Origin of the sequence: Proteus vulgaris (genome assembly GCF_033708015.1) — a bacterium.
GTDB lineage: Bacteria > Pseudomonadota > Gammaproteobacteria > Enterobacterales > Enterobacteriaceae > Proteus.
Window position 1 is genome coordinate 2,537,080 of the sequence record NZ_CP137920.1, and the last position, 15,906, is coordinate 2,552,985.

The 15,906-nt window shown below is 40.5% G+C and carries 13 protein-coding genes; all 13 read right to left on the reverse strand.

Translation table 11 applies throughout. The features are described from left to right. Window positions 1-32: 32 nt before the first annotated feature. Entirely contained in the window at window positions 33-2,123 is a 2,091-nt protein-coding gene (flhA, locus tag SB028_RS12085) for a flagellar biosynthesis protein FlhA (protein WP_248620301.1), read from the reverse strand. After that, on the reverse strand, window positions 2,116-3,264 hold the full coding sequence (gene flhB / locus SB028_RS12090) for a flagellar biosynthesis protein FlhB (RefSeq protein ID WP_069367462.1): 1,149 nt from the start codon (window positions 3,262-3,264) through the stop codon (window positions 2,116-2,118). Before flhB ends, flhA begins: the two co-directional genes overlap by 8 nt. A 422-nt stretch (window positions 3,265-3,686) precedes the next feature. Further along, a complete protein-coding gene (cheZ, locus tag SB028_RS12095; protein WP_069367461.1) occupies window positions 3,687-4,343 on the reverse strand; it encodes a protein phosphatase CheZ in 657 nt (218 codons plus the stop codon). 9 nt (window positions 4,344-4,352) lie between these two features. After that, window positions 4,353-4,742 (reverse strand): chemotaxis response regulator CheY, encoded by a 390-nt coding sequence (cheY, locus tag SB028_RS12100; RefSeq protein ID WP_069367460.1) that lies wholly within the window; start codon window positions 4,740-4,742, stop codon window positions 4,353-4,355. A gap of 59 nt (window positions 4,743-4,801) precedes the next feature. After that, the gene (locus SB028_RS12105; protein ID WP_069367459.1) at window positions 4,802-5,854 is read right to left on the reverse strand and encodes a protein-glutamate methylesterase/protein-glutamine glutaminase; all 1,053 of its coding nucleotides are present in this window, start codon (window positions 5,852-5,854) and stop codon (window positions 4,802-4,804) included. Continuing rightward, complete coding sequence (gene cheR / locus SB028_RS12110; RefSeq protein ID WP_231039727.1) at window positions 5,847-6,665, reverse strand: protein-glutamate O-methyltransferase CheR; 819 nt, start codon at window positions 6,663-6,665, stop codon at window positions 5,847-5,849. The genes SB028_RS12105 and cheR overlap by 8 nt, the downstream gene beginning before the upstream one ends. A gap of 78 nt (window positions 6,666-6,743) precedes the next feature. Further along, window positions 6,744-8,390 (reverse strand): methyl-accepting chemotaxis protein, encoded by a 1,647-nt coding sequence (locus SB028_RS12115; RefSeq protein WP_069367457.1) that lies wholly within the window; start codon window positions 8,388-8,390, stop codon window positions 6,744-6,746. Between the two features lie 59 nt (window positions 8,391-8,449). Then, entirely contained in the window at window positions 8,450-10,156 is a 1,707-nt protein-coding gene (locus SB028_RS12120; RefSeq protein WP_069367456.1) for a methyl-accepting chemotaxis protein, read from the reverse strand. 383 nt (window positions 10,157-10,539) lie between these two features. Next, window positions 10,540-11,040 carry a chemotaxis protein CheW gene (cheW, locus tag SB028_RS12125; protein ID WP_023581802.1) on the reverse strand — a complete coding sequence of 167 codons (501 nt, stop codon included), beginning with the start codon at window positions 11,038-11,040 and terminating at the stop codon, window positions 10,540-10,542. A gap of 21 nt (window positions 11,041-11,061) precedes the next feature. After that, window positions 11,062-13,212, reverse strand: a complete 2,151-nt coding sequence (cheA, locus tag SB028_RS12130) for a chemotaxis protein CheA (RefSeq protein WP_069367455.1) — start codon at window positions 13,210-13,212, stop codon at window positions 11,062-11,064. Between the two features lie 35 nt (window positions 13,213-13,247). Further along, window positions 13,248-14,294: a flagellar motor protein MotB gene (motB, locus tag SB028_RS12135; RefSeq protein WP_069367454.1), complete on the reverse strand. Its 1,047-nt coding sequence runs from the start codon at window positions 14,292-14,294 to the stop codon at window positions 13,248-13,250. Between the two features lie 2 nt (window positions 14,295-14,296). Beyond that, window positions 14,297-15,190 (reverse strand): flagellar motor stator protein MotA, encoded by an 894-nt coding sequence (gene motA / locus SB028_RS12140; RefSeq protein ID WP_069367453.1) that lies wholly within the window; start codon window positions 15,188-15,190, stop codon window positions 14,297-14,299. Window positions 15,191-15,324: 134 nt separating this feature from the next. Further along, window positions 15,325-15,906, reverse strand: coding sequence for a flagellar transcriptional regulator FlhC (flhC, locus tag SB028_RS12145; protein WP_006533207.1), 582 nt, complete (start codon window positions 15,904-15,906; stop codon window positions 15,325-15,327).

Consider the following 15,906-nt stretch of genomic DNA (forward strand, 5'->3'; position numbering starts at 1 on the left):
GTCTTTTTAGTGGATAGATATCTTATTACCGATTAATGAGGCTGTCCACCAATCATCGACGTCATACGAATGCGACGACCTTCACTAATCTCCATATTTGATAATACGGCTAATTGTGGCAGGCTACGGCGTAAAAAACGGGATAATAATGAACGTAGCGAATGATTCACTAATAATACAGGGGCGCCACCAGACATCTCTTGGTGACGAACAGCATCTGCCGCTTGTTGTTCAATATTTTCAGCAAGCCCTGGCTCTAATCCACCGCCACTTTGCATCGCTTGAACAAGAATACGCTCTAAGCTTGCATCCAACCCAATAACTTGGATTTCATCTTGATCACCAAACCAGTGTTGTGTAATCGCACGGCGAAGTGCAACACGAACAACGGCGGTTAATTCAGCGGGATCTTTCTGCTCAGGAGCATGCTCTGCTAAGGCTTCTAATATGGTCCTCATATCTCGAATCGGCACCTGTTCAGACAGCAAGTTTTGCAATACTTTGTGCAATACCGTAAGGGAAAGCATATCTGGGATCATACTTTCTGTCATTTTAGGAAGCTCTTTACTTACCCTATCAAACAACATTTGAGCTTCTTGACGACCAAATAATTCCGATGCGTATTTCGCTAAGACATGATTAAAGTGCGTTGCAATAACGGTACTTGCAGCAACCACTGTATAGCCTTGAACCTGTGCTTGCTCTCTTAAACTGTCATCGATCCACACTGCGGGTAAACCAAATGCAGGCTCTTGTGTAATATCCCCTTCTAACGAACCAACAGCATTACCCGGATTGATCGCCAGCCAACGCCCCGGATGCGCTTCACCGTGACCGATTTCAACCCCTTTCATTAGAATACGATAAGACGAAGGTTTTAATTCCATATTGTCTCGGATATGAACAACAGGAGGAAGGTATCCCATTTCCTGAGCAAACTTTTTACGAATACCACTAATTCTGCCTAACAGCTCACCATTTTGGCGATTATCTACCATTGGAATTAAGCGGTATCCTACTTCCATCGCTAATGGATCTTCAAGTTGTACATCTTCCCATGAAGCTTCAACAACACGATTTTGTTTTTCAACTTCTTCCATCTCTTTTTGTTGTTGCACTTCAGGATTAGCGTTACGACGTAAAATATACCAACCGAGTCCACCTAATGCTGCGGTGAAGAATAAGAAAACAAAGTTAGGCATTCCTGGCACTAAGCCTAATAGACCTAGCACGCCGGCGGTTAACATAAGAACACGAGGATTATCAAATAGTTGTGTAACCATTTGTTGACCTACATCTTCATCTGTTGCAACACGCGTCACGATAACACCCGCGGCTGTTGAGATAATTAATGCAGGAATTTGCGCAACCAGACCATCACCGATGGTTAAAAGGGTATAAGTCGTTGCTGCATCGTTTAATGCCATTCCGTGTTGAGCAACACCAACGATAAGCCCCCCCACCACGTTAATCACAAGGATCATTAAACCCGCGATGGCGTCACCACGAACGAATTTACTCGCACCATCCATTGAACCGTAAAAGTCGGATTCCAATGACACTTCTTTACGGCGTTTTTTTGCTTCGTCTTCGTTGATAATACCCGCATTCAAGTCAGCATCGATTGCCATCTGTTTACCTGGCATTCCATCTAACACAAAACGCGCACCGACTTCAGCAATACGTCCCGCACCCTTAGTAATAACCATAAAGTTAATCAAAATAAGGATGATAAAGACCACTATACCGATAGCAAAGTTACCGCCGACAAGAAAATGGCCAAAGGCTTCAACAACTCGCCCTGCGGCTTCTGGCCCTGTATGTCCCTCCATTAAGATGATACGTGTTGAAGCCACGTTTAATGATAAACGTAACAACGTGGTAAACAGCAAAATAGTTGGGAAAGCAGCAAAGTCCAACGTACGTCGTGTGAACATTGCGACCAACAGCACCATGATGGAAAGTGCGATGTTAAAGGTAAATAATAAATCCAATAGAAAAGGTGGCAATGGCAATACCATCATTGACAGTATCAACAAGATAAGCACTGGCCCAGCCAGTATCTGCCACTGAGAACTTTTCCAATTTCCCGGCAAGCGGAGTAATGAGGCCAAATTAGCCATGACGATTATCTTCTCCAGCAAAGTCCAGTGCGGGAGGCACTGGCAAGTTCATAGGTTGTTTAGGTTTTAAACCACCTTCGGTTTTCCATCGTTTCAGTTGATAAACCCATGCAAGCACCTCTGCAACCGCAGCATAAAGGGTTGAAGGTATTGCATGGCCTATTTCACTGTGACGATATAACGCCCTAGCAAGCGGTGGCGCTTCTAGAAGCGGAATTCGATTTTCTGCACCAATCTCTTTAATTTTTAACGCAATAGCCCCTGCCCCTTTTGCTAACACTTTAGGTGCAGTCATTTTGTCGTTATATTGCAGTGCAACAGCATAGTGTGTTGGGTTCGTCACAATAACGTCAGCTTTCGGGACATCCGCCATCATTCGACGGCGAGACATCGCGTGTTGTTGCTGACGGATACGCGCTTTAAGCTGCGGATCACCCTCTTGCTGTTTAAATTCGTCTTTAATTTCTTGGCGTGTCATACGTAGCTTTTTCAAATGGCTACGAATTTGGAAAATAATATCGAATGCCACCATCGGTATCAGCATGAAAACCGTAATGTAAACTGCAAAAATCAGCAGTTGCATCGCATTAGCTAGCGCACTCAGCGGTGGTAGCGTGATCAGATGGAGAATATCATTCCAGTTGTGCCATAAAAAAACGGTTGCGGCGATCCCCACAAAGGTTGATTTCAGTATTGCTTTAAATAACTCCGCTAACGCATTCATAGAAAAAATACGTTTTAACCCAGAAATAGGATTCCATTTTTTGGGATCAAATTTAATGGATTTACTACTAAAGTTAATCCCACCTAATAAGGCTGAGCCACCGATTGCTACAAGTACCAACCCAAAAAACACTGGGGATAACGCAAAAACAGCTTGTTTAATCAAGCTACCAAATCGAGGGATCAACAAATTCTCATTACCGATAAGGTGATGATTAAACGTAAACCCTTCTGTTAACATGGCATGTAGCCCACGAGTGATAAACCCACCACTCATCCACAGCAAACTCACGCCCCCCAAAATCATTAATACGGACGATAGCTCTTTAGAACGGACAATTTGCCCATCCTTTTTCGCTTTTTCCCGTTTATGGGGTGTGGGCTCTTCTGTTTTTTCGAGATCGCTATCTTCAGCCACAGTCTGTCCGATTTAGATATTGAGATTAAAAGCATGAATGAAATGACTCTAAGCATGACAAATTCAGAGAAAATTGATGGGCGGAACAATCGCAAATTTACGGGGCTTTTTGGGCTATGACAGTATATTCAGAAAAAACAACCCAATGATAAAAATGGAGATATAAGTAATATTGGCGCTGATTATAAGGAAATCAGCAAAATTAACAGAAAAATTGAGTAATTTTATTTTCGATGTTTATTTCGACAATATCAAAAGCCGCTTAAAAAAAGCGGCTTACATTTTCTTCAATAGCGTGGGCTATTAAAGCGTTATTACATGATTTTTTATCCATAAAGTACATCATCCTAAAAGCGCTGAGCATAGAGCGAATGCGTCCTGCATATCTCAACGTCCTTATCGCCCTAAAACTCATTAGAAGGTTAGAAACCTAAACTTTCCAGTAAATCATCAACTTGATCTTGATTTTTGATCACACCCGCGTTGTTTTTATTCACCTGTGGACCATTTAATAAAGAGTCAGTCTCTTTCTTCACATTAGACTTTTCAAGTTGCTCTGGTGGCAGGTTTTCCATTAATACCATCACGAGTTGTTTTTCAATTTCTTGAACGACACTCATCATGCGTTTAATGACCTGACCGGTCAGATCTTGGAAATCCTGTGCCATCATAATTTCCAATAGCTGACTGTTAGTAAAAGCCGCACTCTCAGGGATATCCCGCAAATAATTGCGGGTATCGGTTACAAGAGAGCGTACATCTTTCAGCTCTTCTGGCTGTTCAAACCATTGGTCCCAACGTTCAGTAAGCTTAGTCGCCTCGGAACTTAACGCATCCTGTTTAGGCTGCGCAGCTTCGACACAGTTCAATGTACGCTCAGCTGCCTGAGCGGTCATTTGAGCAACATAATCCAGTCGTTCCCTAGCGTCAGGGATGGCTTCTGCTGCTTCGGCTATTGCTTTATCCAATCCTAATTCTCGCAAACTGTCGCGCAACATCCGCGTCAATTGTCCGATCCGGCTGATAATATCAGATGTCATTTCAATATTATCTTTCGGCATAATTGGATTCCCACTCATTGCGACTCCTTAGATGCCCAGTTTTTCAAAAATTTTATTTAGTTTTTCTTCAAGAATTGCTGCTGTAAAAGGTTTAACAACATATCCACTTGCACCCGCTTGCGCTGCTGCAATGATATTTTCTTTTTTAGCTTCAGCGGTAACCATAAGTACTGGTGTTGCTGCAAGTCCCGCGTCACTACGAATATTTTTAAGAAGCTCTAGACCATCCATGTTTGGCATGTTCCAGTCTGTAATCACAAAATCAATTGCCGAATTGCGTAATTTAGTTAACGCGTCAGCACCATCTTCTGCTTCTTCTACATTCGTAAATCCTAACTCCTTTAGTAAATTACGAACTATGCGGCGCATTGTTGAAAAATCATCAACCACTAAAAATTTCAGATCCTTACTTGCCATTGAAAACTCCTTCAAAATATATCGGCAAATTACTGTGTTGCTTTTTAAACTGAACTTAATCAGATACGCAATGATTGTGTGCTGCTGATTTTCATCAGTACGGCTTTACTCATTGCGCTTATGCTTTTCACTTCGTCTACTGCGCCTAATTCAACCGCAGCACGAGGCATGCCAAAGACGACACAACTCGCTTCATCTTGTGCAAAGGTATAACTACCAGCGCGACGCATTTCTAATAAACCAGCAGCACCATCACTTCCCATTCCGGTTAAAATCACACCGATGGCATTACGTCCCGCATATTTTGCGACAGACCTAAATAGCACATCGACAGAAGGGCGATGACGGTTGACCGCAGGCTCTTTATTAATGTGGATCTGATAGTTAGCACCATTACGACGAAGCTCCATGTGATAATCACCTGGTGCAATATAAGCATGTCCAGGCAATACACGTTCGCCGTCTTCTGCTTCTTTTACACTAATTTGACATAGACGATTTAATCGTTCTGCAAATGAGTGTGTAAACCCTGCGGGCATATGTTGCGTAATTAATATCGCAGGGCTGGTAATGGGTAATGGTTCTAAAAAATTACGAATAGCCTCTGTGCCACCCGTTGATGCACCTACCGCAATCAACTTTTCACTCGAAATCATCGGTGTAAATGACAATGATTTAGAAGGTGCTGCTTGTACGTCTCGACGATTAATCCGTGCCTGTGCTGCAGCCCGAATTTTCTCAGCAATGAGTTCACTATAAGCCATCATACCTTCACGTAAACCAAGCTGTGGTTTAGTCACAAAATCAACCGCACCCAGTTCTAACGCTTTTAACGTCACTTCTGAGCCTTTTGCTGTTAATGATGAGACCATAACGACAGGCATTGGTCTTAATCGCATCAGTTTTTCCAAGAAATCAATACCATCCATACGTGGCATTTCAACGTCTAACGTTAATACCTGTGGGTTGTACTTTTTTATTAAGTCACGAGCCACGATAGGATCGGGTGCACAATCAACAACTTCCATATCACTATGACTGTTGATGATTTCTCGCATGATTTGACGCATTAACGCCGAATCATCAACACAGAGTACCGTTATTTTATTCATAACCTCTCCTTGCTGGTGTCAGCCCGTAAACGGTATGCCCATGCAAGTAGAAATCCTTGCTAAGCTGGCTTACATTCTCAGAATGTCCAACAAACAGCATTCCGTCTGGCTTAAGTAATGAGGTAAAGCGGTTAAGTAAGGTTTGTTGTGTCGTTTTATCAAAGTAAATCATGACATTACGACAAAAAATCGCATCAAAACTGCCTTCTAAATCCCATTGCTTGTCGAGTAAATTCAAATACTGAAAAGAGACCATCTCGCTAATTTGCTGCCTAATTTTCACGTATCCTTCAAAATCGCCGACACCTTTGAGAAAATATTTTTTCAAATATTCATCATTTAATGTTTTAAGCTCTTCCTGTCGGTAAACACCTTTTCGTGCTTTATCCAACACATTAGTATCGATATCACTGGCAATAATTTTGGTTTTATAAGGGTTATTCCCAAAAACATCGCGTAAAGTCATCGCAATTGAATAAGGTTCTTCTCCCGTAGATGCAGCTGCACACCATACTCGGTAGACGCCTCCTGCTCTTTTTCTGGCATGTTTTGCCAAAATAGGAAAGTGATGTGCTTCCCTGAAAAATGCAGTGAGATTGGTGGTTAATGCATTTACAAACTCTTGCCATTCAGGGTTGCGTACATCACTTTTAAGAAACGCAAGATAGTCACCAAAGTTATTCATCCGTAATTCACGTAACCTCCTAGTGAGACGGTTATAAACCATCTCCCTTTTGTTGTTAGTCAGCACAATACCCGCCTTTTGATAAATCAATTGGCATATAGATTGGAACTGATCATCGGACAACATGAACCGTTGGGTAAAAATATCCAACGGTTGAGCAGCGATATCTGATAAGACTTCAGTAACATTACGTTTCATTGTTTTTTAATGGGTCTTTTTAAAAAATGATTTTTTATCTGCTTTTTTCAACCCATTACCTTCTAGGGATGAAGAATGATTATTCTCATCCGTGTCAGGCAACTCGAATGCCGATACAGCATTAACAAGGTTATTAGCCTGATCTTCTAATGCTGCGGCAGCAGATGCTGATTGCTCCACCAAAGCCGCGTTTTGCTGAGTCACCTGATCCATCTGACTGACTGCATCAGCGACTTGGTGAATACCTCGGCTTTGTTCATCAGAAGCTGAGGCGATTTCTGCCATTAATTCAGTGACTTTGTTTACTGATGTGACGAGTTCCTCCATTGTCTGCCCTGCATTATTAACGAGTTGAGAACCTTGAGAGACACGTAAAACCGATTCATCAATCAATAATTTAATTTCTTTTGCAGCATCAGCACTACGTTGAGCAAGATTGCGAACTTCTCCAGCAACCACAGAGAATCCTCGCCCTTGTTCACCCGCGCGAGCAGCTTCAACCGCCGCGTTAAGTGCTAATATATTGGTTTGGAACGCAATACCATCAATCACACTGATAATAGCCCCTATCTTTTGAGAACTTTGTGTAATCGCATCCATGGTTTCAACAACACTATGCGTAATTTGACCACCACGTAAGGCTGTTTCAGAAGCAGACTCTGCGAGCTTACTCGCTTGCAGGGCGTTATCAGCATTTTGTTTTACCGTTGCTGTTAACTCTTCCATGCTTGCTGCAGTTTCTTCTAATGAAGCAGCTTGTTGTTCAGTTCTTGAGGATAAATCCGTATTTCCTTTGGAAATTTCTTGAATACCAGAATACATAGCATGGCTGTTATCACGAACAATACGAATAGAACGCACGAGTTCACCCCGCATATCTCGTAGTTGTCTAAACACATCCCCTATTTCATCATCGGTGAAGACAAGAATTTCACGATTTAATTTGCCGGTGGCAACATCATTAAAGTAACGACTTAAACTTGCGAAAGGTTTAATGATATTAAAACTTAGCCAGCGATGAGCGGCGATTGATACAACAATAACCATCGCTATTGCACCGATAAACATCAAGATAGCAATAGTATAAGAGCGATGTCCTTGCTCTATAGATTCAGTAATTTCTGCCTGAACGTAATTCATATAAGTATTAAATGAATTTTCCATCGCCGTTTGATAACGTTCCGTTGGTTGATCTAAAAAGCCTTGGAAGTTATCGTTTTTTAACATGCTATGTAATTCAGTTAATGCACCATATAAAACGTGGTAATTATTTTTCACTGCTTCAACGATTTCTTTTTCTTCTGTCGGTATTGCCTCTTTATTTATCTCAGCAAGGAAATTTTGAAAATGAGTATTCGCCGTTTCCAAACGTGAAAGTGCAATTGATTCAATAGATTGAATATAATCTGTTGACTGTTCGGTTTTCACTGCAATAGCTACACGATTAATCGCATTACGTGTTTGTATTAAAGATGCCCAACTTAATCCTAATTCATCTCGCTTAGATGTATCTATATCTACTCTGGTGATCTGTGCGTTATTCAAATGAACGATCCCTAGCGAAATACCACTAGAAATCACCTGCATAACGCAAAACATCATCAGTAATAAATAGAGACTGGTGGATATCTTTAATTTGCGAAACCTAAACATGCCTTCACCTCGTTTAAAGCGGTGGTTAAAAGCCACCGCTTGTCAGCCACTTGTTGTTGTTAGAAAGTTTCCCAGTTAGCGGGATCTTCAACACTGCTGCTCTTTTTCTTTTCTGAGGTTCCTGGTTTTATAAGTGGAGCAGCGGCTTTAACTACAGGGGGTGCATCCGATTCCATTCTTTCTAGCGTTTTTTCTTCCTGGCCCGGTAATTTGAAGATTGAAACTAAGCGGGTTAATGCAACTGCTTGATCTTCAAGACCAGCAGCGGCGGCTGCAGATTGTTCTACTAAAGAGGCGTTTTGCTGAGTGACACGATCCATTTCAGAAACCGCAAGACCAACTTGTGAAATACCTCGGCTTTGCTCATCTGATGCAGAAGCGATTTCGCCCATAATGTCAGTAACACGCGTTACTGAATCTACAATACGCGTCATCGTCTCACCCGCACTTTCAACGAGTACAGAGCCCGTTTCAGTACGACTTACAGAATCTTCAATCAGTGTTTTTATTTCTTTAGCAGCTTCTGCACTTCTCTGTGCAAGGTTACGAACTTCACCGGCAACTACCGCAAATCCGCGACCATGCTCACCGGCTCTTGCTGCTTCAACAGCCGCATTCAGTGCCAAAATATTGGTCTGGAATGCAATGCCATCGATAACGGCTGTGATATCGGTGATTTTCTGAGAACTTCCGGCTATGTCGTGCATCGTTTGCACCACATTAGCCACAACTTTTCCGCCTTGGCGGGCTATATCTGAGGCGTCATTAGCTAGGTTACTTGCTTGGCGAGCATTGTCTGCGTTCTGTTTTACTGTCGCCGTTAACTGTTCCATACTTGCAGCCGTTTCTTCTAACGAAGCCACTTGCTCTTCTGTACGAGCAGATAAGTCATTATTACCAGCAGCAATTTCACTTGTGCTGTTATAAATGTTTTCCGTACTTTGATAGACACCACGAACAGTTTGAATAAGCTCTTGTTGCATGTGTTTTAAACCATTGGCTAACAAGCTCATTTCATTGCGTCCATTTACTTCGATATTTGGACGTAAATCACCTTCAGAAAAAGTTTTAATACTTAATAGAAGTGAGTTTAATGGTCTAATTAAAGCATTACGTAATGCAAACCAGCATAGAATTAATGATGAGATAACGATAATCGCTAGCACAGCCATAGTCATGACTGTACGTTGATGAGAGGCTTCTAGTGCCACATTTAACTCTTCGTTAAATTTCTCATTACGCATGACATATGCAAGATATTCTTTATAAAAAGCATCTTGATAACCCGTAGTGGGTTGCTCAAAAAAATCTTTTAAGTTTTTATCTTGCAGTAAAATTTCTAATTGGTTTAATGCGGAGAAATATTCGATAAAACGCCCTTTTAGGCTACGAACATCATCTTCTGAGTGAACTTGATAAGCAGTAATATTCTTTTCAAATTCTTTAAATTTCTCGTCTGCACGAGACATGTTTTTACGAGCAAGACCCGCCAGATAATCAACAGACAAGGAATCATCTACGTTAAGATTTTTATCTTGTAATAAAAAACTAATCGCAGCACGGTTAATGTTATTACGAGCTTGTAGTAAATTAGCCCAGGTTTCATCTAGGCGTTCACGTTGATCTTGTATTGTCAGTGTTTTATTAAGGTCGTTTCTTGTCTCAACAATATTTGAGTAAAAAACGCCTCCTGAGACAAATTGCAAAACACCAAACAACAGAAGAATGGATAATAATCCAGTCACTATTTTCATTCGGCTAAACATAATTTCCCTTTTTATAATAAACGGTAATGAGCAAGTTATCGGCAGACTTAAGAGAAACTTTATAGGATTCATTTCGTCTTAGTCACGTTTTTGCTCCATTAGAAAGCAGTGGTAATACTGTTTTTAATTAAAATTATAAGTATAAAAAACGTTAAAGTTATTTCCGTCAATAGAAAAATATTACAGCCAAGTGATAACTACTTATAAGTTAATAAATAATAAAATAGAACTTAACTAAAATTATTGGTTCCTTTTTATCTTTTAATTTCACTTAATGTTAATTTGATGCTTTAGCACTCTATAATAAAATAAAAAAAGCTAGAAATAGCTATTCCGGCAAAATTACCGGAACAGTATTTAGATTATTTTTAAAAAATAAAAACTTATTTAGCTTGAATTGTTGCGCTATCAACTAATTCCATTTCTTCACTGTTGAGTAATTTTTCAATATCAACAAGAATGAGCATTCTTTCGTCTAAAGTCCCTAAGCCTGTTAAATACTCAGTAGACATTGTGACTGCAAACTCTGGCGCAGGGCAGATCTGCTCTGGCTTTAACGTAAGAACATCAGAAACACCATCAACAACAATTCCCACAATTCGATTTAATAAGTTAACCACAATCACAACAGTATTGTCATTATAAGTTACACTTTCTTGTGAAAATTTAATACGCAGATCAACTATTGGAACAATAACGCCCCGTAAATTAGTTACGCCTTTAATAAAGCTAGGTGAATTAGCAATACGCGTGACTTGATCATATCCACGAATTTCTTGAACCTTTAAAATATCAATTCCATATTCTTCATCGCCCAGCGTAAAAATTAGAAATCCTTGTCCAACAGTTTCACCGGATAATTTCTCGAAATGTTCCGAAGCCATAATCTTATTTTATCCTCACTATTAAATGACTGCGCTTGCAGTTGTATTCTTTTTCTTATTTGTCATTTGTGTATGACTTAAACGTTGCAATTCTGGTACATCAAGAATTAAAGCCACACTACCGTCGCCCATAATTGTTGCAGCAGATATTCCAGGCACTTTTCGGTAATTGCTTTCTATATTTTTAACAACAACTTGATGCTGACCAACTAATTGATCTACTAATAAAGCATAACGACGTCCGGCACTTTGAACTATAACCGCAATTGCTTGGGTAATATCAGTTTGGGCACCTTCAATATTAAAAGTACGGTGCAGCTCAATCAGTGGTAAATATTCCCCTCTAACCTGCAATAATTTTTCATCGCCAGCCAATGGATAAATATCATCTTCTTCCGGTTGTAAAGAACTCACTACCGTTCCTAATGGTAAAATAAAGACTTCGTCATGAACTTTAACAGACATGCCATCTAAAATTGCTAATGTCAGTGGAAGTAAAATACGAATACGAGTTCCTTTACCAACTTCAAAACTGATTTGAATTTGTCCCCCCATCTCTTGGATATTTCGTTTTACAACATCCATACCCACACCACGGCCAGAAACATCCGTGACGACTTCTGCAGTAGAGAAACCTGGTGCAAAAATCAGCATAGCAATTTCTTCGTTACTCATATTTTCAGAAACTGCAAGCCCAGAGGAAATCGCTTTTTTCAAAATACGTTCGCGGTTTAATCCTGCGCCATCATCAGTCACTTCAATACAAATATTACCGCCTTGATGTTCCGCAGACAGCGTTAATTGCCCCGTTTCCGGTTTACCCACAGCAACACGATCGGCTGGCATTTCAATACCATGATCAAGACTGTTGCGAACTAAGTGAGTTAAAGGATCGATAATTTTTTCAATTAAGCTTTTATCAAGTTCTGTTGAGCTACCAATCATATTTAGCTCAACTTTTTTATTCATTTTACCGGCAACATCACGCACAACGCGAGGAAAACGACTGAAAACATATTCCATCGGCATCATACGAATTGACATAACAGATTCTTGCAAATCACGAGAGTTACGCTGCAACTGAGCAATACAACTTAGTAAATCACTATATATTGCAGGCTCTAGGCTACCACTGTGCTGTGCCAACATTGACTGTGTGATGACCAGTTCACCCACTAAGTTGATTAATTGGTCAACTTTTTCAACTGCAACACGAATACTGCTTGATTCTGTTTTTGGTGTAGCCACGGCAACAGGTCTTTTCGCTGGCGCTGCCGATGGCGTCACTTTTTCAGCAACCGTTTGTTGTACCGGTGCGGGGTGTTCAACGTGACTTTCAACATGAACATCATCAGTAGATGTTGTACTTTCTTCTATAACTGTATTTTTTTCTGGTGCTTTTTCTGCGATAACCACTTTTTTAAACGAAATTTGTTCAGGTTCAATCACAAAACAAAGTACAGCGCTGATATCTTCTTCTGTTGCCGTGGTTTTTAATATTGCTTCAAGACCATGATGCTGTTTTTCAACTTGGCTAACTTCACCAAGATGCTTTAATTCATCCAGCATTAAATCAATATCTGTCTCTTTAAGATCAGACAAAATGATATGATGGTGATAATGTCCATCAGCCGCCATTGTCGATGGAACTTCAATAGGTTCTGCGGCTTCACTTTGCATACCTTCAGTGTCAGATGACAAAACCGGCGTTTCAACCACGGTGGCCTGTGAATCTGAAGCATCAGATCCCGCAATAGCCTCAACTTGAGGAGCGGATTGTTCTTCTTTTACATCGAGAGCCAGCTGACGCAACTTCTCACAAATATAGTTAAATGTTTCCTCATCAGGTTCTTGTGAGTTTTTATGTGCATCCAATTGCTGTTGCATAATATCTTTCGCTTCCAGAAACAGGTTAATAATGTCGTCGGTGAGCGCCATCTCATGACGTCTTGCACTATCGAGCAAGTTTTCAAGCACATGAGTGGTCTGTTGAAGTTTAACGAAGCCAAATGTTGCAGCTCCTCCTTTTATGGAGTGTGCACTACGGAAAATCGCATTCATCTGTTCTTGATCTGGATTTGCAGGATCAAGTAACAGCAAATGCTGTTCCATATCAGCTAACAACTCATCTGCTTCATCAAAAAATGTTTGATAAAACTCAGTAATATCCATCGTTACTCATTCACCTTTACGCGATTACTAACAAATTAGGGAGCGGTTCCCTGCTTTGTAGTAATATTTGTCGATTGTGATGGCAAACTTTCCCCAGAAACTCCTGTTTCAACATTTTCCTTTTTTGATTCGGGAAGCTCAGATGCAGAAGACACAGACGACCCCGTCTGTGTGTTTTCTGCTTTTTCTTGTGGGGTTTCTTGCCCAGAAAGTAGAGGTTCAATTTCTGAAGCCTCTGTTACTGTCGGTACAACCCGCTCATTTTCTTGTACAATTTTTTGTTCTGCTTGCTTCGTTAAGACCAAAATACTGATCCGCCGGTTAGCCGGTGCAAAACCATCCTCTTTAACTAAATGAACTGTTGATGCCATACCCACAACACGCAACACTTTCCATTCACTTAAGCCAGCACCAATTAGCTCTCGACGAGAAGCATTTGCGCGATCTGTTGATAGTTCCCAGTTACTATATTTAAAAGCACCACTTGCATAAGGAATGTCATCGGTATGACCTGATAAACTAATTTTGTACGGTGTGTCGTTTAAAATAGGGGCAATTGTCGTCAAAATATCCTTCATATAAGGTTCGACGGTGGCACTACCTACTCTAAACATGGGGCGATTTGCTTTATCGATAATTTGAATACGCAAACCTTCATCCATCATGTCGATCAGTAAATGAGGCTTCAGATCTTTTAATCTAGGATCATTTAAAATGACTTGTTCTAAATTCTCTTTTAATCGGCGGAATTGTTGCTTTTCATTAAGCTGTTTATCTTCCTGGCCTTTGGGCAAAATATCACCTTCGTTATAGACAGGATCACGCCCTCCACCAGGAATAGGATTGGTTGCATCTCCACTAAATCGCCCTTTTTCAATCGCGACTTTTAATGGCGTACGAAAATATTCAGCGACACGAGTTAATTCTTGCGGGCTAGAGATTGAAAGTAACCACATCACCAAAAAGAAAGCCATCATTGCGGTCATAAAATCAGCATAAGCTATCTTCCATGCACCACCGTGAGCGTTATGTTGCTTTCTCCCTCGTTTTTTAACTCGAATGATTTGTGAATTACTCTTCATAATTACTCTTCTTTCATTGCATCAGGATTTGCCTGCATTGGTGTCCGTACCTGACGTACATGTTCTTCCAACTCAATAAAAGAAGGTCTGTCTGCCAGAAAGAGGGTTTTGCGTCCAAATTCAACCGCTATCTGTGGCGCATATCCATTCATACTAGATAACAATGTTGTTTTAATGCACTCCATCATTTTCATTTGCTGACTAGAGCGCTGTCTGATCCTAGAAGCTAATGGCGAAATAAAGCCATAAGCTAATAAAATACCTAGGAAAGTACCGACCATTGCATGTCCAATTAATACGCCCATTTCACCCGCGGGTCTATCCGCAGCGCCTAACGCATTAACAACACCCATAACTGCAGCAACAATACCAAACGCAGGTAGTGAATCCCCCATCGTTGATAAGCCTGTTGCAGGTACTTCGCTCTCTTCCTCAAAAGTTGCAATCTCTTCATCCATCAGAGATTCAATTTCATAAGGATTCATATTTCCTGTCACCATCAGACGCATATAGTCAGTAATAAAACTGAGCATATAAACGTCTTTCATAATGCGAGGATATTGGGAAAAAATGTCACTTTGTTGTGGATTTTCGATATCTCTCTCTAATGCCAACATTCCGTTTTGACGTGCTTTTGACAATAAACGAAACATCAGTGCCATTAAATCCATGTACATCGCTTTATTGTAATTTGTACTACGAAGTAATTTGGGTAGGATCTTCATTGTCGATACAATTGCTCTACCATTATTACCTACAATAAAAGCACCGACACCGGCACCAAAGATGATTAAAAATTCGGCTGGCTGGTACAAGGCGCCTAAACTACCACCGACGAGAAGATATCCCCCGATGACGGCGCTCATAACCACGATATATCCTAAGAGTACTAACACGCGATATCCCTTTAGCTAATTTCGTTATAGAGAGAATGGCGAACATAGCAGCAAGAGATAGGAGGGGGAGAGGAAACGGTTCAGGTTATAGATCACTAAGTTCTATAACCTGATATTTAACTTTCAATCTCGAATCACATTGCAAACTGTTCAAGACCATCCAACAGTTGTAAGTTAATATCGGCAGGATTGGCGGAAAGTTTACGTTTTTTTATTGCGCGAGAAGGAGGCTGGCAAAGACTACAAACATAATTGCTAGCTGGCTGGTGTGCGTGTGTAATAAATGAACCATTACATTTGGTACAAACAGAAAGTTGCAACATGCCACTTTCAACAAAGCGTACTAATGTCCATGCTCTTGTTAGTGCTAAAATAGGTTCTTGATCTTTAACAGGCGGACATTGCTCTAAGTATAAACGATAAGCTTTAACAACAGCCTCAACGCCAACACAACCACCATTTTTTAATAAAAAGCGATAAGCGTTATAAAACATTGAAGAATGGATATTTTGTTCCCATGTCATAAACCAGTCCGTTGAAAATGGCAACATTCCTTTTGGAGGAGGGCTCCCTCTTAATTCTTTGTATAGTTTAATTAAACGCCCCCGACTTAATTGAGTTTCACTTTCAAGCATTTGTAAGCGGGCACCCAAGGTGATTAATTCCATTGCTAAGCGAATATCTTTCGCTTCTCGGACGATACTTTTCTCACTCAT

What these genes read in the sequence shown, in the direction of transcription:
- flhA (WP_248620301.1), bottom strand. Translation starts at nt 2,123, where the DNA reads ATGGCTAATTTGGCCTCATTACTCCGCTTGCCGGGAAATTGGAAAAGT.
- cheZ (WP_069367461.1), bottom strand. Translation starts at nt 4,343, where the DNA reads ATGAGTGGGAATCCAATTATGCCGAAAGATAATATTGAAATGACATCT.
- cheY (WP_069367460.1), bottom strand. Translation starts at nt 4,742, where the DNA reads ATGGCAAGTAAGGATCTGAAATTTTTAGTGGTTGATGATTTTTCAACA.
- SB028_RS12105 (WP_069367459.1), bottom strand. Translation starts at nt 5,854, where the DNA reads ATGAATAAAATAACGGTACTCTGTGTTGATGATTCGGCGTTAATGCGT.
- cheR (WP_231039727.1), bottom strand. Translation starts at nt 6,665, where the DNA reads ATGTTGTCCGATGATCAGTTCCAATCTATATGCCAATTGATTTATCAA.
- SB028_RS12115 (WP_069367457.1), bottom strand. Translation starts at nt 8,390, where the DNA reads ATGTTTAGGTTTCGCAAATTAAAGATATCCACCAGTCTCTATTTATTA.
- SB028_RS12120 (WP_069367456.1), bottom strand. Translation starts at nt 10,156, where the DNA reads ATGTTTAGCCGAATGAAAATAGTGACTGGATTATTATCCATTCTTCTG.
- cheW (WP_023581802.1), bottom strand. Translation starts at nt 11,040, where the DNA reads ATGGCTTCGGAACATTTCGAGAAATTATCCGGTGAAACTGTTGGACAA.
- cheA (WP_069367455.1), bottom strand. Translation starts at nt 13,212, where the DNA reads ATGGATATTACTGAGTTTTATCAAACATTTTTTGATGAAGCAGATGAG.
- motB (WP_069367454.1), bottom strand. Translation starts at nt 14,294, where the DNA reads ATGAAGAGTAATTCACAAATCATTCGAGTTAAAAAACGAGGGAGAAAG.
- flhC (WP_006533207.1), bottom strand. Translation starts at nt 15,906, where the DNA reads ATGAGTGAGAAAAGTATCGTCCGAGAAGCGAAAGATATTCGCTTAGCA.